Below are 24936 nucleotides of genomic sequence, written 5' to 3'. Positions count from 1 at the left end.
GTGGGAGTTGCTGCCGCGAACAACAAAAGACACGGCGCCTATGCTGTCGTGGCCATTACGAAACACGGGGTCGAGATCGCCCGACGCCTTGGAGGCGCTCTTGCGGGAGCGGACGTTTATTATACGGATAAATTCGCCCGCGGCGATGAAGCCAAGCACGGGATCCGCTTGTTTTCCGGCAACGTCAGGGCCTTGTTGCCGGAGTTGTTCGCCTGCTATGACGGACTCATTTGCATCATTTCGCTCGGCGCTGTCGTACGGATGATCGCTCCGCTGTTAAAAGACAAAAAGACCGATCCTGCGGTCGTGGTGATCGATGATAAGGCTGAACATGTGATCAGTGTTCTTTCCGGCCATTTGGGCGGAGCGAACGAACTGACGCGGCGCGTTGCTGCCATTTTAAGCGCCCGCCCGGTTATTACGACCGCTTCTGACGTGCAGCAGACAATCGCCGTCGATCTGTTCGGTCGCCAGTTCGGCTGGGAATGGGAATCAGCTGACAAGCTGACGCCGGTGAGCGCCGCGGTCGTGAATGAAGAGCCTGTCGCGATCGTGCAAGAGTCGGGGGAAACCGGCTGGTGGCCGGAAGGGCGGCCATTGCCCAAAAACATTGCCGTGTACGGCTCGATCGCGGAAGCGCTCGCTGCCCGCCCGGCGGCCGCGCTTGTGGTCACTCATCGCCTGCTTGCGCCGGAAGAAGAGGCCATTTTGCAAAACGGCGTTTTGTATCGCCCGAAAGTAATCGCGCTTGGCATCGGCTGCAACCGCGGCACATCGGCTGACGAAATCGAAGCGGTCATCCATGAGACGCTCAATGAGCTGCGCTTTTCGATGAAAAGCGTCAAAGCGGTGTGCACCATTGATTTGAAAAAGGATGAACAAGGACTTTTGGAGGTAGTCAACAAATATAGATGGGAATTGGTTGCATATACGCCAGAAGAGCTGAACACGGTGCCGATCGAAGCGCCGTCGGAAACGGTGTACCGCTACACCGGCGCGTATGGGGTGAGCGAGCCGGCGGCGAAATTGTACAGCGGGGCCGATCGGCTGGCGCTGGTGAAAAAGAAGTCCGGCAATGTGACGATTTCCGTGGCGCTCATCGATCATCAAAAGAAAGCGACCATGCAGGGAAAGGGGAAAGAGGCATGCGACGGCTTGTCATCGCCGCACCGGGAAGCGGCGCCGGCAAAACGACCGTGACGCTTGGATTGATGGCGGCCATGAGGCAGCAAGGATATACGGTGCAAGGGTTTAAATGCGGCCCGGACTACATCGACCCGACTTACCATACGGCTGTGACCGGCCGGCCGGCGCGCAACTTGGACAGTTGGATGATGGGAAGCGAAGCGGTCAAAACGGTGCTCGCCAACGGTTGTCAAGGGGCTGATATCGCCATCATCGAGGGGGTGATGGGGCTGTTTGACGGGAAACAGCCGCTTTCTGACGAGGGGGCGACGGCTGAAATCGCCGTGTTGACCGAAAGCCCGGTGCTGCTTGTCGTCGATTGTTCCGGCATGGCCCGCAGCGCCGCCGCCATCGTCCATGGGTTTCAAACGTTTCGCCCCGATGTGCGCCTCGCCGGCGTATTTGCCAACCGCGTCGGCAGCGAAGGGCATTTTCGGCTCGTCAAAGCGGCAGTCGAGCAAACGTGCGGGGTGCCGGTCGTCGGGTTTCTCACGCAAGACGAAGCGTTGGCGCTGCCAGAGCGCCATTTAGGGCTCGTGCCGTCGGTGGAGCGCGGCGAACTGGATTCGTTTTTTGCCGATCTGGGGAGAAAGGTGGCGCGCACGATCGATTGGGAGACGCTCCTTTCGATTGCAGAAGCGCCAGCCCTTTGTTCTCCGGCGCCGCTCATTCGCCCTTCGCGGCCGTATCGCGTGCGCGTGGCGGTTGCCAAAGATGCCGCCTTTCATTTTTACTATCCGGAGAATCTGGAGATGCTTTCTGCCTGCGGCGCGGAGCTTGTCTACTTTTCTCCGCTCGCCGGCGAGCCGCTTCCGGATGGGGTGAACGGATTGTATATCGGCGGCGGGTTTCCGGAAGAGTTTGCCGCCGAGCTCGCCAGGCAAGCCGCTGTCAAACAGTCGATCCGCGCCGCCATCGAACATGGGTTGCCGACGTTGGCCGAGTGCGGCGGGTTTATGTTTCTCACCGAACAGCTTGTTGCGACGGACGGTTCGGCCTATGAGATGGCGGGCGTCATCCCGGGGAAGGTCGTGATGAAGACGAAGCTCGCGGCGCTTGGCTACCGCGAAGTGCGCGGTCGAAATGGAAATTTTCTATTGCCGGAAGGAGAAACAGCGCGCGGCCATGAGTTTCACTACTCCGTTTATGAGCCGCGCGGCGAGACGCCGTTTGCCTACGAAACGAGCGGCCGGAAAGGAACGAAGCCTGACGGTTATTTGGCGCACCGGCTTGTCGCTGGCTATGTCCATTTTCATTTCGCGTCCGCCCCGGCGATGGTTGAGCGGTGGCTCGCCGAATGCGAGAAGGTGACCATCAATGGCTAAGGCGCTGCCGATTATGTTTCAAGGCACCCATTCTGATGCCGGCAAAAGCGTCATCGCCACCGCGTTTTGCCGCATGTTCGCCCAAGACGGCTGGAAGACGGCGCCGTTCAAGTCGCAAAACATGTCGTTAAACTCCTACGTGACGCCGGACGGAAACGAAATCGGACGGGCGCAAGGAATTCAGGCCGAAGCGGCCGGAGTGGCGGCGCGCGCTGAGATGAATCCGATTTTGATTAAGCCAAGCCGCGAGCATGAATCGCAAATCGTTGTGCTTGGCAAACCGTACGGCAATATGCAGGCGTTCGCTTACCGGAACGAGTTTTTCCACCAAGGGCTGGCCGTCATCCGTCAGTCGCTCGAAACGTTGATGAACGAGTATGACCGTATTGTCATTGAAGGAGCGGGAAGCCCGGCGGAAGTAAACTTAAACGACCGCGAGTTGGTCAACATGCGCATCGCCCGTCTCGCTAACGCCCCGGTCGTGTTGATCGGCGATATTGAGCGGGGCGGGGTGTTCGCGAGCCTCGTTGGAACGCTGTCGCTGCTTGAGCCTGAGGACCGAAAGCGGGTCATTGGGGTCATCATTAACAAGTTTCGCGGCGATGTGGCGCTGCTTAAGCCGGGGCTCGATTGGTTTGAGCAGCACACCGGCGTGCCGGTGCTTGGCGTCGTTCCATATTTGCCTGATTTGGCGATCGATGCTGAAGATTCGCTGTCGCTTGAGCGGTTTGCTTCATCTGTCGGGGGAGAGGAAGCGATTGATGTCGCTGTCATCCGCTGTCCGAAAATCGCCAATTTCACCGACATCGACCCGCTGCTGGCAGAACCGGACTGCCGCGTCCGGTTGGTGACGCACGTCGACGAGCTTGGAGCGCCGGATGTGATCGTGCTTCCCGGCAGCAAAAACACGATCGAAGACTTGATTTATATGAAGAAAAGAGGACTCGCTTCCCGCATTGTGTCGCTTGTCAATGAAGGAAAAGCGAGAGTCGTCGGCTTATGCGGCGGCTACCAAATGCTTGGCGCCGTCATCCGCGATCCGTATGGAGTCGAGACGCCGCTCCCCGAAGTAAAAGGACTTGGTTTGCTGCCGATTGAAACGACGCTTGAGCGGACGAAAATCACGATCCGTACGGAAGGGATGCTTACGTGGGCGGGCGAGCGGTTTTCGGTGCAAGGATACGAGATTCATATGGGCCGCTCGGCGCCGCTTCCTGGCTATGCGCCGCTTATTGAGGCGGACGGCCGCCATGAAGGGGCGAAGCACAGTGATGAGCGGGTGCTGGGCACGTACATGCACGATTTGTTTCATAACGATGCGTTCCGCACCGCGTTTTTCAACAACATTCGCCGCCAAAAAGGAATCGCTCCTTCTGGCGTCCGACTCTTTCGCTCGCTCAAAGAAAAGGCGTTCGACCGGCTTGCCGCTCATGTCCGCCAGCACGTGGCGGTCGAGCGGATCGAACAGATGATGCGTCAATTTGGCTGTCGCGATCACAGTTGAAGTCCAACAACGGGAAGACACCAAGGCAATGGGCGTTGATTTGGGACTTCGTTATATCGCCGTTGCCAGCATTGGAACGAAATCGTTGTTTTTCAAGGACAGCCAATGCGCTTTCATTCGCCGACGATATGCGGCTTTGCGGCGAACGTTGGGCAAAGCGAAGAAGCTCCATATGATTCGCACAATCGGCCGTAAAGAGTCCTGCTGGATGAAGGATATAAACCATAAAATCAGCCGTCAAATCGTCCGTTTTGCCCTCGCCAACGGTGTTGGCATGATTCGGATGGAAAAGTTGACGCGTTCCCTCAATCATAGACGAGAAAGGAGGAAGCGCATATTCCCGCTTGATGGGGGATATTGTGCGCCCATGATGAATGTTTCCATCCCACCGATCCACCGTGAAATGGTTGAACAAGCGCGTGCCTATATCGATCAATTGACCAAACCGCCCGGCAGCCTCGGCCGTCTTGAAGAAGTGGCGACAACGCTTGCCGGCATGACCGGGGAGCTGCTTCCACGCGTCACTCCGCCCGGAGTGCTCGTGTTTGCGGCCGATCATGGCGTCACGGAAGAAGGGGTGTCTGCCTATCCGGCCGAAGTGACGGCGCAAATGGTGTACAACTTTGCCAACGGCGGAGCGGCGATCAACGCCTTCAGCCGTCAAATCGGCGCGTTGCTTCAGGTGATTGATGTCGGTGTCGCCGTGCCGATTGCTGATGAGCGCGTCATTCAGAAAAAGGTGCGCCCGGGAACGAACAATTTCGCGGAAACGGAAGCGATGACGCCGTCCGAGGCCGAACAGGCGCTTCATGTCGGTTACGAACAGGCGGCGTCCATCATTGAACAAGGCGTCCGCACGCTCATTGTCGGCGAAATGGGCATCGGCAATACGACCGCCGCGAGCGCCTTATTGGCCACGTTGACCGATGAGCCGCTTGAGCGCATCGTTGGCAAAGGAAGCGGCATTAAGGAGGAAATGCTTGCCCATAAACAGGACGTGATCCGACGGGCGCTCTTGCTTCATCGGCCGGATCCGGCGAAGCCGCTTGAATGGCTTTCGAAAATCGGCGGGTTGGAGATCGCTGCTATGGCCGGGGCGATGCTGGCAGCCGCCGAACGGCGCATCCCGATTTTGCTTGACGGTTTTATTTGCACGGTGGCTGCCCTTGTGGCCCGCCAGTTTGCCGTGAACGTCACAGACTATATGATTGCCGGCCATCGTTCGCAAGAGCCGGGGCACAGTATAGCCCTTCGTTTGCTAGAGAAGGATCCGCTTTTGGATCTCGGCATGCGCCTTGGCGAAGGAAGCGGCGCGGCGGTAGCGTTTCCGCTCTTGATTTCAGCAATGGCGATGGTGAACGAAATGGCGACGTTCGCCTCGGCGGGCATTTCCACGGCCAATGCGAAAGGGGAGAAGGGGCGATGACCGTCGGCAAAGTGTATTTAGTCGGCGCTGGGCCGGGTGATGAAAAGCTCATCACGGTTTACGGCCGCGAATGCCTAGAACGGGCGGATGTCATTATTTACGACCGGCTCATCAACCGTAAGCTGCTGCGCTACGCGAAGCCGGACGCTGAGCTTCTTTACTGCGGCAAAGAGCCGGGAAAACATGACACGGTTCAAGAACAAATTCATGAGCTGCTCGTTTGGCATGCGCAACAAGGAAAAACGGTCGTCCGCTTAAAAGGCGGCGATCCGTGCATTTTTGGCCGCGTTGGTGAAGAGGCGGAAGTGTTGGTGAAAGCCGGAATTCCGTTTGAAATCGTTCCAGGGGTGACATCCGGCATCGCTGTGCCGGCGTACGCCGGCATTCCGGTCACCCACCGTGATTACGCCGCCTCGGTGGCGATGGTCAGCGGGCATCGGAGTGAGCGGATCGATTGGGAGGCGCTGACTCGAGGATGCGATACGATCATTGTCTACATGGGAGCGGCCAACTTGTCGGATATTTGCGGCCGTTTGATGGCGGCCGGAAAGCCGTCGGATACGCCGGCGGCCATCATTGAATGGGGGACGACCGAGCGGCAGCGCACGGTGGCGGCGACGCTTTCGACGCTGTCAGACGAGGCGGAACAGGCGGGCATTTCCCATCCGGCCATCATCATCATCGGCGATGTCGTTCGTCTGCGTGAGACGCTCCAATGGTTTCCGGAGCGGCAAGGGGGCGTGGTCGATGCCGACGCCTCGTCGTAGCGGGCGTGTCATCGTTTATACGGGCGACGGAAAAGGAAAAACGACGGCCGCATTGGGGCTTGCCCTGCGTGCCGTCGGCCGGGGAATGAACGTCGCGGTTTTGCAGTTTTTGAAATCGCCGGAACGAACATACGGCGAGCAGTTGGCCCTAGAGCGCCTTGGCGTCGACGTCCGTCAGCTCGGCGCCGGCTTCACATGGACGAAAACGCCGGACATCCACCGGGAAGCATTGAAGCGTGCCTGGGCGGTGGCCAAAGAATATGTGTATTCCGGACGGTATGATATGATTGTGCTCGATGAACTGAACAATGTGTTGGTCATTGACCGCTTTCCCGTTGAAGATATCGTATCAGTCAGCGAGGTGCTCGAGCTGATCCGCACGCGCCCGCCGTCGCTCCATCTTGTCATCACGGGGCGCGCGGCGCGCCCTGAGCTGATGGCGGCTGCCGATATCGTTACGGAAATGAAGCTCATCAAGCATGACTATGAACAAGGAAGGACCGCGATGAAAGGGATTGAATTTTAGAAGCAAAAAAGCGGCTAAAAAACGGCCGCTTTTTTGCAGGTTAGGCATTTTCATCGGTTTTGTCATTTTGGATTTTGTTTTGCCGACGTCCTTTGCTGTTATCGCCGGAAACCGGGCCGCGAAGCAAGGCCATCGGATCTTGCGTTGGCGCGTTTTGATTGCGGCTGCCGTTGTTTGGGCGTTTCGTCATGAGCTCCACCTCCTTTGGCTGCCGTTGTCATACGTTTAGCATGGACGATGCCTTCATTCCTATGCATGGTTGTCTACAGCCCAGCATAAAAAAAGCGGGAAGCGTTCGTGTTCCCGCTTTCCCGCTGCAAGCCGGCCGGATGCTGGCAAACACGGCGGCCGGATGAAGGCAATCAGTGATTTCGGTTAGTAGGCATATCCGCCCAAGCAGGCACATCCAACAATAATCAACAAAATAAACAGAACGACAATCAACGCAAAGCTGTTTCCATGCCAAGCGCCCATCATGTTCACCTCCTGGTGGAATCTATCGTATTGTATGTCAAAAAAAACTAAAAGAACAGGGCGATTGTCGAAACACGAAAACAATCGGCCAAAATGAGAAAAACGCCTTGCATATGTTTCAGCAAGGCGTTTTTTCGGGATGGTTCAAGTGAAATGATTGCATATATTGATTTCATTCCCATTCATAAGGCGTTTCTTGATACACGTAATAGTTCAGCCAGTTGACAAACAGTAAATTGGCATGCGAGCGCCATGTGTTCAGCGGCGGCTGGCTTGGGTCATCATTGGGAAAGTATGATTCTGGGATGTGAATCGGCAGCCCTTTCGCCAAGTCGCGTTCATATTCTTCTTTGAGCGTTGTCGCATCATATTCTGGATGACCCGTTAAGAAAATGCGGCGCCCGTCGTTCGATGCAACGAGGCAAACGCCGGCTTTGTCGGACATGGACAAAATTGTGAGATCTGGCACTTTTTCGATGTCTTCGCGCTTGACGTCGGTATGGCGGGAGTGCGGCATGCGGAACACATCGTCAAAACCGCGCAATAGTTTCACGTTTTTCGCTTCCACCGTATGGTTGAACACACCGAAGCATTTTTCCGGCAATGGGTATTTCGGAATGCCGTAGTGATAGTATAAGCCAGCTTGTGCTCCCCAACAAATGTGCAACGTTGACGTGACGTTCGTTTTCGTCCATTCCATGATATCGGTCAGCTCATCCCAATACGTAACTTCTTCGAACGGCAATTGCTCGACCGGGGCTCCGGTGATGATCATTCCGTCGAACTTGCGATGGCGGATGTGCGGGAAAATCGTGTAAAATTGTTCTAAATGATGTTTGCTTGTCGTTTTCGGCTCATGGGTCGCCGGGCGCAAAAAGGTGACGTTCACTTGCAGCGGCGAGTTGCCAAGCAGCCGCAGCAACTGTGTCTCTGCTTTTTCTTTTTCGGGCATCAAGTTTAAAATGATGATGTTGAGCGGCCGGATGTCTTGGGAGTAAGCCCGTTCTTCGTCCATCACGAAAATGTTTTCCTGTTCGAGTATTTCTTTCGCCGGCAAGTCTTTTGGAATGTTGATTGGCAATGGTGTCCCCTCCGTTTCTGTCTCGTTACTAAATACCTTAATTATAAAAACTTTGTCAACATTCTTCAATTGATTTTTTTGACCTTAAACAGCTGGTGAACAAAAAGGGGGAATTCCGATTGGATCCGACAGCCTTTGACAATTTAAAAACGGTGTTGGAAGGGGCGGTATATGACGCGGATTTGCAAGGGCGCATTGCCGTGGTCGAGCGCCGCGACCTTGTCGATTTGGCCCGTTTGTTTCGGGAGTACGCCATTTCATTTCGGCTGAATGATGCGCCCGATCCGCTCGTCGTCTGCACCGCGCGGCTTTCGCTTGATTTTGCTGAGCTGGTCAATGAGCGGCTCTATCACGGCCGGGCCGGCTGTCGGCTCGCTCTTCTGTTTACCCTTCCGGTTCGCCGCTCGTCCGTTTGTGCGCTCATTGAAGGAACGCTGCGGACGATTTGGGGGGAGGAGCGAATCATCCGGCAAACGCTCCGCTTTCCATTTCCACATGAACGCGGCCCGTATGAAAATGAAGCCGTGGTCGAATTTGCACGCCTCATTTATGAGGAAAACGCCGCCGATTTGCCGGAGATGGTGCCGTATATGGTTTCATCACTTGAACAATTGCAGCTGTTCGCCGGGCAGTAACGATGCAAAAAGTAGAAACAAACCATGAAATCCGCTATGATGGAGATGAGGTGAAAAATCATGAGTGTATATGAATTCAGCGCCAAAACCATTCGCGGAGAGGAACAACCGCTTTCCGTCTATCGAGGCAACGTGCTGTTGATTGTCAACACGGCGAGCCGTTGCGGCTTCACCCCGCAGTATAAAGAACTGCAGGAGCTGTATGACGAATATCGCGATCGCGGGTTTGTTGTGCTCGGCTTTCCGTGCAACCAGTTCGGCGGCCAAGAGCCGGGGACGGAAGAGGAAATCGAGCAATTTTGCCAGTTGAATTATGGTGTGACGTTCCCGCTGTTTGCGAAAGTGGATGTGAATGGCGATCACGCCCATCCGCTGTTTCAATATTTGAAAGAAGAGGCGCCGGGGGCATTGGGAACAAAGGCGATCAAATGGAATTTCACGAAGTTTTTGGTCGACCGCAACGGCAAGGTTGTAGCTCGTTTCGCACCGCAAACAAAGCCAAGCGAGCTGAGAAAGGAAATTGAAAAGCTGCTGTAAGGCAAGGAGGGGTAACGCTTGCGCATTCAAGCGATTGAGCCGACGCCAAGCCCGAACACGATGAAAATATTGCTTGATGAAGAATTGCCTTCCGGCACGCGCCATAACTACAAACCGGACAACATCAGCGAAGCGCCGCCGCTTATTCAAGCATTGATGCGCATTGACGGAGTGAAAGGCATTTACCATGTCGCTGATTTTTTGGCTATTGAACGCCATCCGAAATACGACTGGCGCGACATTTTGGCGAAAGTGCGCGAAGTGTTCGGCGAGAAAGTGGATGACGGCGCCGAGACAAAGCCGAAAGGAAACGAACATTTCGGCGAAGTGAAAGTGTTCGTGCAAATGCTGTACGGTCTGCCGATGCAAGTGAAGCTTGTCGATGGGGAGCGCGAACACCGCGTCGGGCTGCCGAAACCGTTTATGGACGCGGTCATTGAGGCGCAAAAATACGCAGGAAATGTTGTGCTTGAGCGCAAATGGGTCGAAAAAGGAGTGCGCTACGGCACGTTTGAGGAAATCGGCCGCGAAATAGTCGATGAGCTGTCGGCAGCCTATCCGCCCGAGCGGCTGGAGCGGATCGTCAACATGTTCCGCCGCGGCGAGCAGGAAAAAACGGTGCAAAAGCGTCCAAGCCTCAAAGTGACGAGCGAGATGCTCGATGACCCGGATTGGCGCAAACGGTATGCCGCGCTCGAACAGATGGCCGAGCCGACCGAGGACGATATCCCGGTGTTGGCCAAGGCGCTCAAGGATGAAAAAATGGCGATTCGCCGCCTGGCGACGGCGTATCTCGGCATGATCGGCGGCAAAAAGGTGCTTCCGTATTTGTATGAAGCGTTAAAAGATCCTGCTGTCGCTGTCCGCCGCACCGCCGGCGACTGTTTGTCCGACATCGGCGATCCGGAGGCCATTCCGGCCATGATCGAAGCGCTAAAGGACGAAAGCAAGCTCGTCCGTTGGCGCGCGGCCATGTTTTTGTACGAAGTCGGCGACGAATCGGCGCTGCCAGCGTTGAAAGCGGCGGAAAACGATCCGGAGTTTGAAGTGAGCTTGCAAGTGAAAATGGCCATTGAACGGATCGAAGGCGGCGAAGAAGCGAAAGGGTCTGTGTGGAAGCAAATGACGGAGAGCCGGAAGAAAGAAAACGAAACAGAACAGTAAACCAGGCGCGCCCATCGGTGCGCCTGGTTTTATGATCGAAAAGAGTACGGCTGTTACGTCGTCACAGTAGTGTTGGAGCTTGGAGCGAATTGGACAATTTCGAGCACAACCGGGGTATTAGCTGGAATCGAGCCGCTTCCGGTCGGGACGGTAATGGACAGTGACCCGACGCCGGTAGCTCCTGGGGTGTACGTCGATATCCCTTCCATTTGCAAAACGCCGTTAATGTACACGTTAAAGTAGCTATTGTTAGTTGCCAATGCTGGCAGCTGTGTCGCTTGGCTGCCGTCGTCTTGCAAAAAGCTGGCTGCGTCGATCGTTAAGGTTGCTCCTTCTGCTGTTTCAGCTGTTGTGATGTAAAAAAATCTTGCGACGTCTGGTGCAACCTCTGTCGTGGTAGTAGCGGCGACAAACAATTTAATTAATTGCAAAGCCATACAATCTCCCCTTCTCCATTTTGTGTTTAACATGCTGTGGCCCCGAAGCTGAGCCAATTATCATCCGTTCTTTTTAGTATCTGGAACTCTGTTGGCAATCAGCCGGTGCCATAGGTTCATTTTATTGTATGGATTAATTACAGAGGATGGCTCGGCGATTGCCGTAATGGGAGAAAAATGATGTTTTTGCCCTGCTATACCAGCCTGTTTTACCAGTGAATTTGAATTATGAAACAAACATTTTAAACGAATTTGGTCGTTTTATGATCCTGTTATAATAGACGGAATTAAGTGGAATATAGTGATTTTTTACTACCGTTCATTAACCTGCCATTTTGTTTGCTATTCACTTTGAAGATGGGAGGTGAATATACTAATGCAAAATATCTTGCGGAGTGAAATGATCACGAAACAATATGGTGTGTTTGGGTGAGCAAACGAATGAAACGGACATCTTCAACAGCAAAACATGTGATTGCTGCTTCCAAAGTATACGATTGGACCCATGCTGTACTGACCATTCCCCTCCGTGTGGCGCTCCACTTCCCTCCGCGTGTCTTGCAGGCGGAAACGTACCAGTATAACACCATATCAGACGGAGTGAAAACCGTCTATACAGACGGCGATGAACTGAGAGAGTACGGCGACCGCGGTATTTTAGATCCGAAACATGTATCATGGATCAACTTGTTTATTAATGGGGTGCTGCAACCGGAAAAACTGTATGAGGTGGAAAAGGGGAAACTGACGTTGAAAACAGCCGAGCCGCCGCCAAAAGGTGCGCCGATTATTCTTCAATTTATTACCATTAAAATGGGCTTCTAAATTTTTTTGCCCCTCCAGCTGCGGATTTGGTTCTTAGAAAAGAGTGTTTTCAACAATGGTGAAGCCTTGGAGAGAGCTCCAAGGCTTGGCTCGTCATCCCCTGAAATATTGTTCGATAAAATCTTTAACAAGAGGAGAGAGTTCGTTTGGCAATTCATGAAAAGGGAAGAATTTCACTTCCAGCGATTCTTCCCCGTCTTCTTTCAGTTCTCCACCGCGGATATCACGGGTGAGATAAACAACAGTGACTGGGTAATATTGATCTCCATTAGGCAGCCGAACAAAATATTTTTTTCCAGAAAACACATCGACTAGTTCCAGTTTGCCGATTTCCAGCCCTGTTTCTTCCCACACTTCCCGCCGGGCTGCTTCTTCTGCGGACTCCCCCAACTCCAACAAACCGCCGGGCAGTCCCCATAAGCCGTCGCGGCGTTTCTGCAATAAAATCCGCCCGCATTCATCGGTGACAGCGACCCCGGCTCCCGCCAAGATGATCGGCCGGGTTCCAATGATTTTTCGCAGTTCTTCAATGTATCCCATGTGCACGCTCCTTTCATGGCCATCGATGGCATAGTATATGTTTGGTCGCTGACAATGGCCGCGGCGGTTGATAGAAAGCGAAACGAAATCGCTCGTTTGATGGCGGCCAAACGGGTGCGTTTAGCCCCGTTTGTTCTGAATGATGCCGTTTAGAGACATGCGGCCGTGGACGGTTCTCTTCATTGATTTTTCAAACGAAAATATAGTATGCTGATAGCGCAGCGATGATGAATGTGGAGGGATGAGGGCAATGTCAATGGCTTACGAAGACTATATGCGCCAACTCGTGCAGCCGATGCGCGATGAACTTGTCCGCGCCGGTTTCCGCGAATTGCGCACAAGCGAAGAAGTCGAGCAGTTTATGAAACAAGTGGAAGGAACGACGTTTGTTTTTGTCAACTCAGTGTGCGGCTGCGCCGCTGGATTGGCGCGCCCCGCGGCGACGCAGGCGGTGTTGCGGAGCGAGAAAAAGCCGGACCATTTGGTGACGGTGTTCGCTGGCCAGGATAAGGAAGCGACAGCGAAAATGCGCGAGTACTTTGTCGGTTATCCGCCGTCTTCGCCGTCGATGGCGCTCTTAAAGGGGAAAGAAGTCGTTCACTTCATTCCGCGCGAAGACATCGAGTTTCACTCGATGGAGGACGTGATGGAAAATATTTTGGCTGCGTTTGACAAATATTGCGGCTGATGCGGTGCGAGCGAGGAGCGAACCGCTTGCGTTGATTCGCTTTCGTTCCGCATACAACGGCGCGTTGGCGGGAACGATAAGGGCGGAGGTGATCGGGCGTGCCGAAGCGGAAAAAAGATCGTTCGAAAACGGGCGTCAGCGCCCCAGATGTTCGAGGGCAAGGCACGACGGAGACGGAGACAGGCGCGTTCGAGCTTGACTCTGCCCGCAAAAAAACAAAAATCGATTAAAAAGGAGCTCCCGATGCGGGGCTCCTTTTGTCGTTTTCATGCGCAAACTCCCTTCGCATCCAACAGAATGCCAAGGGAGCTGGATGGATCGCCAAGAGCGTTTAGGCGTTGGCGATACAACTATAAATAAAGTAAAGCAATGTAATGAGGCTGGCCGCAAAAAAGATGGTTGTCATCGCTGTTTTCCCGCCTTTCTGTCTATGTTTTCCCCTTGAACATATGATACACTATTCATGTAATCATAGTATATACCAACAAAAGTGAAAAGGAAAAGCGGTTTTTGTTTTGGCAAGGGAGAGGAAAGACGATGAAAAGGGCGAAACGAATGAACGCGTTTTCGGCATCGATTTTCGCCGAGTTGACGGCGTATCGTCAAAAGCAGCGCCACCTTCATGACGAGTGGATCGACTTGAGCGTTGGCAGCCCGGATTTGCCCCCGGCGCCGTTTGTGCGTGAGGCGATCGCCCGCTACGCCAACGAGCCGAATGCGTACGGCTACACATTAAAGGGCATTCGCGAGTTTCATGAAGCGGTCGCCGATTATTATCGGACGGCGCATGGCGTTGTGCTCGATCCAGAGACGGAAGTGACGTACGTGATCGGGTCACAAGACGGGCTCGTTCATTTGCCGATGGTGTTCGCTGACCCGGGGGATGTCATTCTATTGCCGGATCCCGGGTACCCGGCGTATGCGGCGGGGGTGGCGATGGCGGAAGCGATGCCGTATTTTCTGCCGCTGAGGGAGGAAAACAGCTTTTTGCCGGATTTGCGTGCGATCCCGGAGGACATCGCCAAACGGGCGGCGATCATGTTTCTTAACTTTCCAGGGAATCCGGTGCCCGCCGTAGCGACAGAATCATTTTATCGCGAAGTGGTTGAGTTTGCGAAGCGGTACGATATCCTCGTTGTTTCCGATTTTGCTTACGGCGAGCTGTATTATGACGGAAACAAACCGGTGAGTTTTCTTTCTGTTCCAGGCGCAAAGGACGTTGGCGTGGAGATCAATTCGTTGTCAAAAAGCTACAACATGGCCGGCTGCCGGGTCGGCTACTTATGCGGAAATGCCGAGGTGATTCGTGCGTTTGCCGAGTTCAAGTCCAATTTGGATTACGGCATTTTTTGGCCGCTGCAAAAAGCGGCCGCGGAAGTGCTCCGCCATGGCGCCGGCTTTTGCGCCCAGAGCCGCATGATGTATCAAGCGCGCCGCGATGTGCTCGTGGATGGACTCGCTGACATCGGTTGGACGGTTGACCGTCCGCAAGCCGGCATGTTCGTGTGGGCGAAAATTCCGGACGGATGGACGTCGCTTTCGTTTGCGAAGGCGCTCATCGACCAAGCCGGCGTCGTTGTGACGCCTGGGCACGCGTTTGGGCCGAGCGGCGAAGGGTATGTGCGCATCGCCCTTGTCCAGCCGGAAGAAGTGTTGCGCCGGGCGGTCGCAAAATTAAAAGCGACCGGCTTGTTCGCGTCTCCGGCCGCTGATCGGCGGTAGCGGGAGGTGAAGGCGATGAAGCTGCCGTCTTGGCTTCGAAAAACGCTTGTTGCCGCCATTACCGTCTGCACGTTTGGACTCGTCACACCGCCCGCTTCGCTGCTCGCGGCCAAAGATCCGCCGTCAGATGATGCATCGTCTTCCGACTGGCAGCACAGTCCAACAAGTCGTGCCGAGGAAGCGGTTTCGTTGACGCGAGCTCAATTCATTGAGCGGACGATGGAAAAGGCCGTTGCCCAGTCCCATGAAAAATTCGGCCGCAAAATCGCTCCGGTCATTGAAGATGAGTTTCGCGCCGTCATTTTGCCGCGCATGGAAGAAGTGATCGCCGAGCTTGCTGATCGTTATCCGGAAGAGGAGCTCCGCTATTTGGCTGTTTCGGAAAATCCGTCTGGCGGGCAAGGAGAACGCATTTTTCATTTGTATCGGGCGGATACGGGAGAGGATTTGATCCGCTTTCACGTCCGCCGCGAGCATCCGCCGCAAGACGGATATTGGTTTCAGTTTCACTATCATACATGCGATGATGGGTTTCAAGCCCATCATGAACTCGGGAAAATCTACTGGTCAAAAAATACGCCGCCGAACTGGCGGACGTAGCAGGCCGCGGTTCTTTCCTTATTTTGCGCGTTTTTTCCCGCTTCGTTCTATGATATGATTTTCATAGATTGAAAGAAGCGGGGGAACCACGATGAAACGGCTGTTCACTAGTTTGTTGGCGGCGCTGTTCGCCGTTCCGCTTCTATCGTTCTCACCGTATCCGGCTGCCCATGGCGTGCTGCTTGAAGAAAGCAGCCTTGGTCTTAGGGGTGTTCCGTCTCATGATGTGCTTGGCCGCATCATCATCGTGCCGGAGACGGAGTTTTCCGCCTCTGAAGCGAATGAAATGATCCGGACGCTCGCCCGCATTGATCGCACGATTTTAGAGCAGGCGGCGGACCACCATATTTACATCCAACTGTTGACCGGCCCGATCACCGATGAGCCGACGGCCCGCCATTTGCGCGGAAAAACGCCGCGCGGTTATATGCCGGGTTCGAAAACATGGGATGACGTGCCGGGCATCGGTGGGTCGCATTTAGTGCTTGTCCGCCTCGGCCATAGCGAAAAAGGAAAAGGGCATGGCTCGGTCAATTTGGAGCTGCATGAGTTTGCTCATTCGCTCGATTACATCGTATTTGACCGCATTCATGAAACGGACGAATTTCAAGCGATTTGGCGGGAGGAGGCGCCGCGGCTCTTTCCTGGCGAATATTATTTTTTGACTTATCCGGAAGAGTATTTTGCCGAGTCGTTTGCCTATTATTATGCAAGCGACAAGACGCGGCAAACGTTGCGGGCGGCAGCGCCGAGAACATATGCGTTGATCCGCGGATTGGCGGAACGGGCCTCGTAAAAGGCTCGTTTTTTTATGGACAAGTGGTTCACCATGCGTTGCTTTATGGTATGATAGAGCGTGAGGTGAGAACATTGCGGCAATATTTGCAGCTTTTGGAGGATATTTTGGAAAACGGCGTCGAAAAAGAAGACCGCACGGGCGTCGGCACGCTGTCGGTGTTCGGCCGCCAGCTCCGCTTCAACTTGCAAGATGGATTTCCGCTCGTGACAACGAAAAAATTGCATATCCGCTCCATCATTTATGAACTGCTTTGGTTTTTAAAAGGCGATACGAACGTCCGCTATTTGCAGGAGAATGGCGTGACGATTTGGGACGAGTGGGCGGACGAAAACGGCGATCTCGGCCCGATTTACGGCGCGCAATGGCGCTCATGGAAAGGGGCGGACGGGAAAACAATCGACCAGATCGCGTGGGTCGTCGAGGAGATCAAACGAAATCCGAATTCACGCCGGCTGCTTGTGAGCGCTTGGAACGTGGCGGAATTAGACGAGATGAAGCTGCCGCCGTGCCATTATGCCTTTCAGTTTTATGTCGCGAACGGTCGGTTGTCGTGCATGTGGCAGCAGCGCTCCGTTGATACGTTTTTAGGGCTGCCGTTTAACATTGCCAGCTACGCGCTGTTGACGCATATGATCGCCCAGCAATGCGATCTCGATGTCGGCGAACTCATTTTCACCGGCGGTGATGTCCATTTGTACAAAAACCATCTCGAACAGGCGAAACTGCAGCTGACGCGCGAGCCGCGCCCGCTGCCGAAGCTCGTGATCAAACGGAAGCCGCCGTCCATTTTCGATTACGAATACGACGATTTTGAAATTGTCGGCTACAACCCGCATCCGACGATTAAAGCACCGGTGGCTGTGTAAAGGAGAGGACGCGATGATTTCGCACATTGTGGCAATGGATGAAAACCGGGTGATCGGCAAAGACAACCGCTTGCCTTGGCATTTGCCGGCCGATTTGGCGTATTTTAAACGGGTGACAATGGGCCATGCCATCGTGATGGGGCGCAAGACGTTTGAAGCGATCGGTCGGCCGCTTCCCGGCCGCGATAACGTCGTTGTCACGCGCAACCGCTCGTTTCGCCCGGAAGGCTGCCTTGTGCTTCATTCGCTCGAGGCAGTCAAGCAATGGATCGCATCGCGCGCTGATGAAGTGTTTATCATCGGCGGGGCCGAACTGTTTCGGGCGACGATGCCGATTGTCGACCGGCTGTATGTGACAAAAATTTTTGCTTCCTTCCCCGGCGATACGTTTTATCCGCCCATTTCTGACGATGAATGGGAAATCGTTTCCTATACGCCAGGAGGGAAAGATGAAAAGAATCCGTATGAACACGCCTTTATCATTTATGAGCGGAAAAAGGCGAAATAGATGGGACACGGGCATGGATATGCGTTTGTCGTTGGCGTACGAAACGTTTGCGAAGACGACCCCAAAACGGGGCGTCTTTTTGTTTGAGATCCGAACATTTTGAAAACGTGTTTCTGCATAGAAGCGGGGCGAAAAAGGAACGATAATCAATAGAACCACAATGGAAATGGAGGAAGACGATGAAACATATCGTTCCGTTTGTCGTCAAGCTCGCTGCTTGGAGCGTCGTCTTGTTTTCGATGTTTACGATCTTCGATGCCCCGCTTTCCTTGATTTCACTCATGACGATCGTGACGGCGCTTGTTTCTTATATGATCGGCGATCTGTTCGTGTTGCCGCGCGTCGGCCATTTTGTCGCTGCCGCTCTTGACGTGCCGCTTTCCTTTTTGCTTATTTGGCCGGTCAGCTTTGCCCTCATTGCCCCGTCCGTCAACATGGCATACGGCGCGTTTTTCAGCGCCTTGGCGATCGGGGCGGTTGAAGCGTTTTTCCATTTGTATATGGAAAACCATGTGCACGAAGAAGCAAGACGGGAAGAAGCGCACCGCTGGTATGATGAAGGAAGATGGGCGACGGAATTTGCCGAGGAAGAAGAGTTCAAAAAAGAGGACGACCGGGCATAGCGCCGGTCGTTTTTTCTGTCCGCTTGCGCATGAAGAAGTAGTTCGCCGTACATATGCTGCACAATTCGCCGCGTTGCCGTCTGGCAGGACGGCTAGAGAGAGGTTTCGAGCAGGAAGGACGGCGCTCATCGGATGGCGTCAGTCCAAAAGCGTGAATCCGGTCGGCGGAAGCGTCCGGTAAAGCGGGATAATCGCGATGATCGCGAGCCAGCCCATCTTCACTCAAAAACTTTTCGAAAATTCCCTTTTCTTTTTGCGGATTTGTGATATAATCTACAAATCAAAGACAACTTAGAAAAGAAAGGGAACGAGAGCATGGAACAACAGCTGAAACGGAAGCAAGGGGCGGTATACGTCGAGGACATTTTGATCGCGTATCATACGCTGAAGGATGTTGTTTTCCATACGCCGCTGCAAAAAAATCCGCTGTTATCCGAGCGCTACGAGTGCAATGTCTACTTAAAGCGCGAGGATTTGCAAGTCGTGCGTTCGTTTAAGTTGCGCGGGGCGTACAACCGGATGAAGCATTTAACCGATGAGGAGCGGAGAAACGGGGTGGTATGCGCCAGCGCCGGCAACCATGCCCAAGGGGTGGCCTATTCATGCCGGGCGCTTGGCGTGCACGGGAAAATTTATATGCCGGCGACGACGCCTCGGCAAAAAGTGTCGCAAGTGCAGCTGTTTGGCAAAGACATGGTCGAGATCGTGCTTGTCGGCGACACGTTTGACGATTCATACAACGAAGCGGTGAAGTGCGCCGAGGCGGAAGGGCGGACGTTCATCCATCCGTTTGATGATGAATACGTCATTGCCGGACAGGGGACGATTGGCGTCGAGGTGTTAAACGACTGTGATGAACCGATCGACTTTTTGTTCGCCAGCATCGGCGGCGGGGGATTGATGGCCGGACTAGGGACGTATGTGAAAAGCATTTCTCCGTCCACCAAAGTCATCGGGGTCGAGCCGGCTGGCGCCCCATCGATGAAAGCGGCGCTCGAGCGCGGACATGTGGTGACGCTCGATGAAATCGACAAGTTCGTTGACGGCGCTGCCGTCAAGACGGTCGGGGAAAAGACATTCGCCTTATGCCGCGGGGTGCTTGATGACATCGTCGTCGTTCCGGAAGGAAAAGTATGCACGACGATTTTGGAGCTGTACAACGAAAACGCCATTGTCGCTGAACCGGCAGGGGCGCTGCCGATCGCCGCGCTTGATTTTTACAAGGAACAAATCCGAGGCAAAACAGTCGTCTGCGTCATAAGCGGCGGCAACAACGACATCGACCGGATGCAGGAAATCAAAGAGCGTTCGATGATTTACGAAGGACTGCAGCACTATTTCATCGTCAACTTCCCGCAGCGGGCTGGGGCGTTGCGTGAGTTTTTGGATGAAGTGCTTGGGCCGACCGATGACATCACCCGGTTTGAATACACGAAGAAAAACAACAAAGAAAGCGGACCGGCGCTCGTCGGCATCGAACTGAAACGGCGCGAAGACTACGCGCCGCTCATCGAGCGGATGAAGAAAAAAGGCTTCCCGTTCCAAGAAGTGAACAAAGACCCGAACTTGTTCCATTTATTGATCTAACGAAAAAAGACGAAAAAAGTCGGAACAAATTCGCCGCATTCCGACATACTTTTTCACCGGATTGGTGTATAATAAAAGTAAATCGGTGAAAAAGAGGATTGATATTTTGCTATTCAAAAGCCTCGAGTTTCAAAACGCGTATGGGCAGAAGGTCAAGATTATCGAAATTCCAGTATTGGAGGAAGAGAATACGTACCGATTCATGGTCCAACTGCGCTTGGAGGCGTTTATTGCAAAAGTGTATCGGTCGAGAACAAACCGTTCCGTTTACTCGTTCCGCGAACATTTGAAGAAAGTGCTGAAATGGCCGGTATATGAACAGATCTTTAAAGAAACGGCGTTAAAGCATAATGCATGACTGTTGTTGTTTTGCCCTTGGCGGCAAAACAACTTTTTTTCTGCCGGTATCGTTCATAATGGGCGATGTTCCTGCTTGGGGATGAGCCAAGCTTGCTCATGGACGTTTTTAGGTAGGATTTTTGCCGGTTTCATTATATAATGGAAACGAGATCATCAGTATTAGGAGTGAGCGAATGAAACCAATCAAAATTGTAACCGACTCAACGGTCGATGTGCTGTTTTCGGTGCTTGCCGAGCACGGCGTTGAAGTCGTTCCGCTTCATTTGACATAAGCCGATCGCCGCTCTGGTTGACGGGCTGTATACGCCGGTTGCCCAGGTTCGCAGCTTTTCGCAAGCGGTGTCCCATTTGGCGGGCCGTCTTGTCGAGGAACAAGGGGCCAAACGGGTAGAGAAAATCGCCATCGACCATGCCGATGCTCCTCGGTGGGCGGAGCGGCTCAAGGAAGCGGTGACAGACATCATCGGCTATTCACCGATTGACATCGTTGAAACAACGACGGTCATTTCCATTCACACCGATCCTGGGGCGTTGGCGCTCATGTACTACACGGAGGAAGCGGCGCTTGATGAATAAACGCCGTTGTTGTGCGGCATCAACATATTTTTGTCGAAAAGGAAGGATCCATCGATGTGGAAACGAATCGCGCTTTTTCTCGTTGTTCTTTTGCTGGCGGCGTGCGGAAAAACGATTCCGGACGCCAAAAACTGGCCGGTGGAGGACTTTACGTTTGTCGATCAGACGGGCAAGCCGTTTGGGCTTCGCGACTTAAAAGGAAAAGTGTGGGTCGCCGATTTTATTTTTACAAACTGCGAGACCGTTTGTCCGCCGATGACGGCCCATATGGCGAAATTAAAACAAATGGCAAAGAAAGAAGGACTGGATGTCGAGTTTGTCTCCTTCAGCGTTGATCCGGAAGTCGATACGCCCGAAAAACTGGCGGCGTATGCGAAACAATTTACAGACGACCTATCAAACTGGCATTTGCTGACCGGATACAGCCCGTCTGAAATCAGCGAGCTGGCGCAAAAAAGCTTTAAAACGATCGTGCAAAAGCCGGCCAATGGCGATCAAGTCGTGCATGGCACCAGCTTTTATTTGGTCGGGCCGGACGGAAAAGTGGTTCAGACGTACAGCGGCGTGCAAGATGTGCCGTACGAAACGATTTTAGAGCATATCAAAATCGTGCAGTCGTCGCAATGAGGCAAAAACGGCTACCGCCTTTTTGCCTTCTTTTCGTCTTTCCCCTTGTTGCGGCAAAAGGCAGGTGTCAAACAATGAGACGGTGGGGATGGTTGTTGTGCTGCTGGCTGCTCGCCGGATGCGTGTCGCTTTCGGCGGGCGGAAAGCCGGAGCGCCCGCATGAAGCCGCCGTCAAGCAGACGGAAGCAAAGCCGCTTCCGAAAGATATACATTTGGTCGCTTTGGGCGATTCGTTGACGGAAGGAGTCGGGGATGGCGAAGGGAAAGGGGGCTATGTTGGCCGCCTTGTCCCGCTCCTTTCGGCAGAAGACGGAGTGCGGACGGTCACCGTGACGAATTTAGGAAAACGCGGCCGGCGCATTGTGGAGCTCAAGCCAGTCATCAAGGCGCATGAAAGGGAAATCAGCCAAGCGGATCTCGTCCTTGTCACGATCGGCGGCAATGATGTGATGAATGTCGTCCGTTCACATTTTTTTGATTTGTCGCACGAACGGTTTGTGAAAGAGGCAAAGGCATTTGCCTCTCGATTGGACCATCTCATTCTATCATTGCGCACGGTGAACCCCGATGCCGTCGTTGTGCTCGTCGGCTTATACAACCCGTTTTCGAGCACGTTGCCGAACATTCCGGAAATCGATGATGTCATCGCTGAGTGGAACAGCGCCAGCCTGGCAGTGCTTTCACGGTATGAGCGAACGATTTTTGTCGATATCCAAGACATTTTTGCTGACCGCGATGATTTGCTCTACCGCGATGAGTTTCATCCGAATGCCGCAGGATACGAACAGATGGCCATACGGGTGTATGAAGCGTTAAAGGAACGAAAAGAATGGTGGATAGGGAGATTGCTGCAATGAATTGGAAACGAGCGTTTTGGATGTTGGCGGCTGTCAACGCGGCGGTCATTGTTTTAGCCGCCGCCTGGCTGCTTAAGCCGTCTCCGCCGGTGAAACGGCCGGCGCATCCGGATGTCGAAGGAGCCTCATTTACTGTTTACTCGAAGAAAGCGCATTTGAACGCCATCATGAACGACTATTTGGCAGAAAAAACGAAAGGCCATCCGCTGCAATACCGCGTTTGGCTCGCCGATCGCGTCTATGTTTCAAGCGAAATCCCCATTTTAGGCCGCTCGGTCGAACTTGTCGTCTCGTTTGTGCCCAAAGTAATCAAAGGAGGGAATGTCGAGCTCACGGAGCCGACGATTTCGCTCGGCGACTGGAAGCTGCCAGTGACGTATGTGCTTCGCTACTTACAAAAGCACGCCCCGCTGCCGGATGAAGTGGCGATTGACCCGGAGCACACCCGCGTCTACGTCGCGCTCACGGACATTCGCTTTGGCAACGGTTATCAGGTGGCGGCAAAAAAAATCGATTTGGCCGCCGATGAGATCGTGTTTACCTTAACAATTCCGACGAAGCAGCACCAGTAAAAAAGACTGTCCGCGTGTGCAGGACAGTCTTTTTTGCGGTTAGGAGCTTCTTTGTCACCCGCTTTTCCGATGCTTCAGATGAGACGGAGCCCTTTTGGATAAAAGTTTTTCACCGTTCCTTTCACTTCTTTCCCCCAGGCGAACGGAAATCCATCCACGGCCACAAGCAGCCAACCGCGGTCGCCGCCGGTGGAAAGCGTCTCGCCGCGCCAATATTGGACGATTTCGCGGCTCGCGCTCGATAGGTCAAGCACATGTTTCGCTTCCTCTGTCCGCAACGCCAAGGCAAGGGCATGGTTCGGCTCAAACCGCTCTTTTTTCACATCCCCTAAGTGCAACCCGGCGCGGACGATTTTCAAACCGGACAAATCCGGGCAACGCTCGGGCAACACAGTCAAATGGGCGCCAAATGACACGAACGTGCCGTCTCGCTCTGTCCGCAATGCCTCTTGTTCAAACTGGCGATACAGGCGGATAGCGGCTTTTGGCGCGCTCGATTTCGCCCACCGCCCTCGCCAAGGTGAGGTGGGCCGCTGTTTTTGCAGTTTGGCGACAAAATGCCCTTCCCCTTTCAGACGGTGCGGCCAAAGGCGGGCGGTGTGTACGAGATCGGATCGATTGGTTTTCGTCCATTCCGGCCGCCCTGGCTCGATGCCGCCGATTTTCGCAATGGGCAACAACTGCAAATCCTCGTACGTCTCAAGCAGCCATTCAATCGTTTGTTCGTTTTCCTCCGGAGAGAACGTGCACGTGGAATAGACGAGAATGCCGCCTTCTTTCAGCATCGCATAGGCGCTTTCCAAAATGCGCCGCTGTCTGGCCGCACATTCTTCCACATAAGCCGGGCTCCAAAACGAAGCGGCCTCTTCATCCTTGCGAAACATTCCTTCGCCGGAACAGGGGGCGTCGACTAAAATTTTGTCAAAAAAGCCCGGAAACTGCTCGGCAAGCGCCTCGGGAGTTTCATTGACGACAACGGTGTTCGTCAAGCCGAACCGTTCGACGTTCTCTGCGAGCGCTTTGACCCGTTTCGGGTGGATTTCGTTGGCGACAAGCAGCCCTTTGTTTTCCATCATCGCTCCAAGCTGGGTCGTTTTCCCGCCAGGGGCGGCGCACAAGTCAAGGACCCTCTCCCCAGGGGCGGGACGCAGCGCTTCGGCGACCGCCATCGCGCTCGGTTCTTGAATGTAATACAGGCCGGCCGCATGGTACGGATGCTTTCCCGGCTGTTCGTCCGGCTCATAATAAAACCCGGTCGGGCAAAACGGCACCGGGGAAAGGGAAAAGGGCGCCGTTTTTGCCCATGCGCCCGGGTCGGTTTTCAACGGATTGACGCGCAAGCCGTTGATTTTTTCATTTTCATAAACAGCGAAAAACTCGTCTGCTTCTTCATCAAGCAGCTTCTTCATTTTCGCGACAAATGCTTCCGGCAATCTCAACGCAGCAAACTCCTTTCTCCGTCCGTCGTCATGAGCGTTTGCCTGGCCATTTCACTTTTGGCTCCGTTTTGTTCAAGATGCGTTGAATGTTGGCGCGATGACGATAAAAGATAAACGAAGCGAGCAACAATACCGCCACCGTCAATGGAATGTCGTCCGTGAAAAAGACGGTGTACACGACCGCATACAGCGCCGCGGCCATCGATGACAGGGAGACGTAGCGTGAAACAGCCAAGACGACAAGAAACACGGCGATGAGCGACAAAAAGAACAACGGCGAATAAAACAGCATCACCCCGCCTGATGTCGCCACCGCCTTGCCGCCGCGGAATTTGGCGAACACCGGATACATATGGCCGACCACGGCGATCGCCCCGGCCAAAAGCGGATGCACGGGGACGGAAAAAAGCATCGGCAAGCTCGCCGCCAGCGTCCCTTTTAGCATATCGCCGACAATGACGATCGTTCCCGCTTTCGCCCCAAGCACGCGGAACGTGTTTGTTCCCCCAAGATTGCCGCTCCCGTGTTCGCGGATGTCGATCCCGTAGCCGATTTTCCCGACAAGAAGGCCAAACGGAATCGAGCCGAGAAGATAAGCAAGAAGCAAAATGAGTGCGGTCATCGAATCAAACACCCTTTACTCAACAAGTTTGTGCATGTTTCTATTTTAACATGCATGAGCGAAA

32 protein-coding genes are annotated in these 24936 nt (G+C 53.8%); 25 read left to right on the top strand and 7 right to left on the bottom strand.

The window, feature by feature from the left end:
* The 6 genes from ABS784_RS12025 (at position 1) to cobO (ending at position 6733) form a co-directional block, all read left to right on the top strand.
* Entirely contained in the window at positions 1–1200 is a 1200-nt protein-coding gene (locus ABS784_RS12025; RefSeq protein ID WP_352512592.1) for a cobalt-precorrin 5A hydrolase, read from the top strand.
* The gene (locus ABS784_RS12020) at positions 1146–2510 is read left to right on the top strand and encodes a cobyrinic acid a,c-diamide synthase CobB (protein WP_015374898.1); all 1365 of its coding nucleotides are present in this window, start codon (positions 1146–1148) and stop codon (positions 2508–2510) included. The genes ABS784_RS12025 and ABS784_RS12020 overlap by 55 nt, the downstream gene beginning before the upstream one ends.
* Positions 2503–4014 carry a cobyric acid synthase gene (locus tag ABS784_RS12015; protein ID WP_015374897.1) on the top strand — a complete coding sequence of 504 codons (1512 nt, stop codon included), beginning with the start codon at positions 2503–2505 and terminating at the stop codon, positions 4012–4014. The genes ABS784_RS12020 and ABS784_RS12015 overlap by 8 nt, the downstream gene beginning before the upstream one ends.
* A gap of 367 nt (positions 4015–4381) precedes the next feature.
* Positions 4382–5440, top strand: coding sequence for a nicotinate-nucleotide--dimethylbenzimidazole phosphoribosyltransferase (gene cobT / locus ABS784_RS12010; protein WP_078172627.1), 1059 nt, complete (start codon positions 4382–4384; stop codon positions 5438–5440).
* A complete protein-coding gene (gene cobA / locus ABS784_RS12005) occupies positions 5437–6207 on the top strand; it encodes a uroporphyrinogen-III C-methyltransferase (protein ID WP_008880165.1) in 771 nt (256 codons plus the stop codon). Before cobT ends, cobA begins: the two co-directional genes overlap by 4 nt.
* The gene (cobO, locus tag ABS784_RS12000) at positions 6188–6733 is read left to right on the top strand and encodes a cob(I)yrinic acid a,c-diamide adenosyltransferase (RefSeq protein WP_044731379.1); all 546 of its coding nucleotides are present in this window, start codon (positions 6188–6190) and stop codon (positions 6731–6733) included. Before cobA ends, cobO begins: the two co-directional genes overlap by 20 nt.
* Before the next feature lie 40 nt (positions 6734–6773).
* On the opposite strand, the gene ABS784_RS11995 is transcribed toward cobO, so the two are convergent.
* From ABS784_RS11995 to metA, 3 genes are all read right to left on the bottom strand, one after another.
* Positions 6774–6923 (bottom strand): hypothetical protein, encoded by a 150-nt coding sequence (locus ABS784_RS11995; RefSeq protein WP_011231282.1) that lies wholly within the window; start codon positions 6921–6923, stop codon positions 6774–6776.
* 185 nt (positions 6924–7108) lie between these two features.
* Positions 7109–7207: a YjcZ family sporulation protein gene (locus ABS784_RS11990; protein WP_011231280.1), complete on the bottom strand. Its 99-nt coding sequence runs from the start codon at positions 7205–7207 to the stop codon at positions 7109–7111.
* A gap of 172 nt (positions 7208–7379) precedes the next feature.
* Complete coding sequence (gene metA / locus ABS784_RS11985) at positions 7380–8288, bottom strand: homoserine O-acetyltransferase MetA (RefSeq protein ID WP_014195890.1); 909 nt, start codon at positions 8286–8288, stop codon at positions 7380–7382.
* 119 nt (positions 8289–8407) lie between these two features.
* Between metA and ABS784_RS11980 the strand changes: the two genes are divergently transcribed.
* From ABS784_RS11980 to ABS784_RS11970, 3 genes are read left to right on the top strand one after another with little or no spacing between them, the layout of a single operon-like run.
* On the top strand, positions 8408–8923 hold the full coding sequence (locus tag ABS784_RS11980) for a hypothetical protein (protein ID WP_014195889.1): 516 nt from the start codon (positions 8408–8410) through the stop codon (positions 8921–8923).
* 60 nt (positions 8924–8983) lie between these two features.
* Positions 8984–9460, top strand: coding sequence for a glutathione peroxidase (locus tag ABS784_RS11975; protein ID WP_014195888.1), 477 nt, complete (start codon positions 8984–8986; stop codon positions 9458–9460).
* An 18-nt stretch (positions 9461–9478) separates the two neighbouring features.
* Positions 9479–10624 (top strand): conserved virulence factor C family protein, encoded by a 1146-nt coding sequence (locus tag ABS784_RS11970; RefSeq protein ID WP_015374895.1) that lies wholly within the window; start codon positions 9479–9481, stop codon positions 10622–10624.
* Positions 10625–10677: 53 nt separating this feature from the next.
* Here the strand turns inward: ABS784_RS11970 and ABS784_RS11965 are convergent, their stop codons facing one another.
* The gene (locus ABS784_RS11965) at positions 10678–11061 is read right to left on the bottom strand and encodes a DUF4183 domain-containing protein (protein ID WP_011231275.1); all 384 of its coding nucleotides are present in this window, start codon (positions 11059–11061) and stop codon (positions 10678–10680) included.
* 441 nt (positions 11062–11502) lie between these two features.
* Between ABS784_RS11965 and ABS784_RS11960 the strand changes: the two genes are divergently transcribed.
* Positions 11503–11886: a DUF4183 domain-containing protein gene (locus ABS784_RS11960; RefSeq protein ID WP_015374894.1), complete on the top strand. Its 384-nt coding sequence runs from the start codon at positions 11503–11505 to the stop codon at positions 11884–11886.
* A 93-nt stretch (positions 11887–11979) separates the two neighbouring features.
* Here ABS784_RS11960 and ABS784_RS11955 read toward each other — a convergent pair whose 3' ends face one another.
* Entirely contained in the window at positions 11980–12426 is a 447-nt protein-coding gene (locus ABS784_RS11955; protein WP_011231274.1) for an NUDIX hydrolase, read from the bottom strand.
* Between the two features lie 250 nt (positions 12427–12676).
* Here ABS784_RS11955 and ABS784_RS11950 point away from each other — a divergent pair, with 250 nt between their 5' ends.
* From ABS784_RS11950 to ABS784_RS11880, 15 genes are all read left to right on the top strand, one after another.
* A complete protein-coding gene (locus ABS784_RS11950; RefSeq protein WP_011231273.1) occupies positions 12677–13114 on the top strand; it encodes a BrxA/BrxB family bacilliredoxin in 438 nt (145 codons plus the stop codon).
* Between the two features lie 98 nt (positions 13115–13212).
* Positions 13213–13344 carry a YuzL family protein gene (locus tag ABS784_RS11945; RefSeq protein ID WP_011231272.1) on the top strand — a complete coding sequence of 44 codons (132 nt, stop codon included), beginning with the start codon at positions 13213–13215 and terminating at the stop codon, positions 13342–13344.
* 307 nt (positions 13345–13651) lie between these two features.
* On the top strand, positions 13652–14836 hold the full coding sequence (locus ABS784_RS11940; protein WP_352512586.1) for an LL-diaminopimelate aminotransferase: 1185 nt from the start codon (positions 13652–13654) through the stop codon (positions 14834–14836).
* A gap of 21 nt (positions 14837–14857) precedes the next feature.
* Complete coding sequence (locus tag ABS784_RS11935) at positions 14858–15436, top strand: YpjP family protein (protein ID WP_031213148.1); 579 nt, start codon at positions 14858–14860, stop codon at positions 15434–15436.
* A gap of 91 nt (positions 15437–15527) precedes the next feature.
* On the top strand, positions 15528–16232 hold the full coding sequence (locus ABS784_RS11930) for an anthrax toxin lethal factor-related metalloendopeptidase (RefSeq protein WP_011231269.1): 705 nt from the start codon (positions 15528–15530) through the stop codon (positions 16230–16232).
* Positions 16233–16306: 74 nt separating this feature from the next.
* Positions 16307–17101 carry a thymidylate synthase gene (gene thyA, locus ABS784_RS11925; protein ID WP_011231268.1) on the top strand — a complete coding sequence of 265 codons (795 nt, stop codon included), beginning with the start codon at positions 16307–16309 and terminating at the stop codon, positions 17099–17101.
* A gap of 13 nt (positions 17102–17114) precedes the next feature.
* Complete coding sequence (locus ABS784_RS11920; protein ID WP_033006160.1) at positions 17115–17609, top strand: dihydrofolate reductase; 495 nt, start codon at positions 17115–17117, stop codon at positions 17607–17609.
* 179 nt (positions 17610–17788) lie between these two features.
* The gene (locus ABS784_RS11915; protein ID WP_011231266.1) at positions 17789–18232 is read left to right on the top strand and encodes a YndM family protein; all 444 of its coding nucleotides are present in this window, start codon (positions 17789–17791) and stop codon (positions 18230–18232) included.
* Positions 18233–18547: 315 nt separating this feature from the next.
* Entirely contained in the window at positions 18548–19819 is a 1272-nt protein-coding gene (ilvA, locus tag ABS784_RS11910) for a threonine ammonia-lyase IlvA (protein ID WP_011231265.1), read from the top strand.
* Positions 19820–19925: 106 nt separating this feature from the next.
* Positions 19926–20177, top strand: coding sequence for a YpmP family protein (locus tag ABS784_RS11905; RefSeq protein ID WP_011231264.1), 252 nt, complete (start codon positions 19926–19928; stop codon positions 20175–20177).
* A 175-nt stretch (positions 20178–20352) separates the two neighbouring features.
* Positions 20353–20451 (top strand): DegV family protein, encoded by a 99-nt coding sequence (locus tag ABS784_RS11900; RefSeq protein ID WP_231584432.1) that lies wholly within the window; start codon positions 20353–20355, stop codon positions 20449–20451.
* Between the two features lie 4 nt (positions 20452–20455).
* Positions 20456–20755 carry a DegV family protein gene (locus ABS784_RS11895; RefSeq protein ID WP_255209653.1) on the top strand — a complete coding sequence of 100 codons (300 nt, stop codon included), beginning with the start codon at positions 20456–20458 and terminating at the stop codon, positions 20753–20755.
* A 54-nt stretch (positions 20756–20809) separates the two neighbouring features.
* Positions 20810–21382 (top strand): SCO family protein, encoded by a 573-nt coding sequence (locus tag ABS784_RS11890; protein WP_044731378.1) that lies wholly within the window; start codon positions 20810–20812, stop codon positions 21380–21382.
* Positions 21383–21456: 74 nt separating this feature from the next.
* Positions 21457–22239 carry an SGNH/GDSL hydrolase family protein gene (locus ABS784_RS11885; RefSeq protein WP_020279612.1) on the top strand — a complete coding sequence of 261 codons (783 nt, stop codon included), beginning with the start codon at positions 21457–21459 and terminating at the stop codon, positions 22237–22239.
* Entirely contained in the window at positions 22236–22811 is a 576-nt protein-coding gene (locus ABS784_RS11880) for a YpmS family protein (RefSeq protein ID WP_044731377.1), read from the top strand. Before ABS784_RS11885 ends, ABS784_RS11880 begins: the two co-directional genes overlap by 4 nt.
* Before the next feature lie 74 nt (positions 22812–22885).
* On the opposite strand, the gene ABS784_RS11875 is transcribed toward ABS784_RS11880, so the two are convergent.
* Both ABS784_RS11875 and plsY read right to left on the bottom strand, forming a co-directional pair.
* On the bottom strand, positions 22886–24250 hold the full coding sequence (locus tag ABS784_RS11875; RefSeq protein ID WP_020279614.1) for an RsmF rRNA methyltransferase first C-terminal domain-containing protein: 1365 nt from the start codon (positions 24248–24250) through the stop codon (positions 22886–22888).
* A 28-nt stretch (positions 24251–24278) separates the two neighbouring features.
* Complete coding sequence (gene plsY, locus ABS784_RS11870; RefSeq protein ID WP_011231258.1) at positions 24279–24872, bottom strand: glycerol-3-phosphate 1-O-acyltransferase PlsY; 594 nt, start codon at positions 24870–24872, stop codon at positions 24279–24281.
* Positions 24873–24936: the final 64 nt, after the last annotated feature.

The sequence above is a fragment of the Geobacillus sp. G4 genome (genome assembly GCF_040327975.1).
GTDB lineage: Bacteria > Bacillota > Bacilli > Bacillales > Anoxybacillaceae > Geobacillus > Geobacillus thermoleovorans.
Note: the sequence above shows the minus strand (reverse complement) of the source record. Positions and strands in the feature narration are given on the sequence as shown.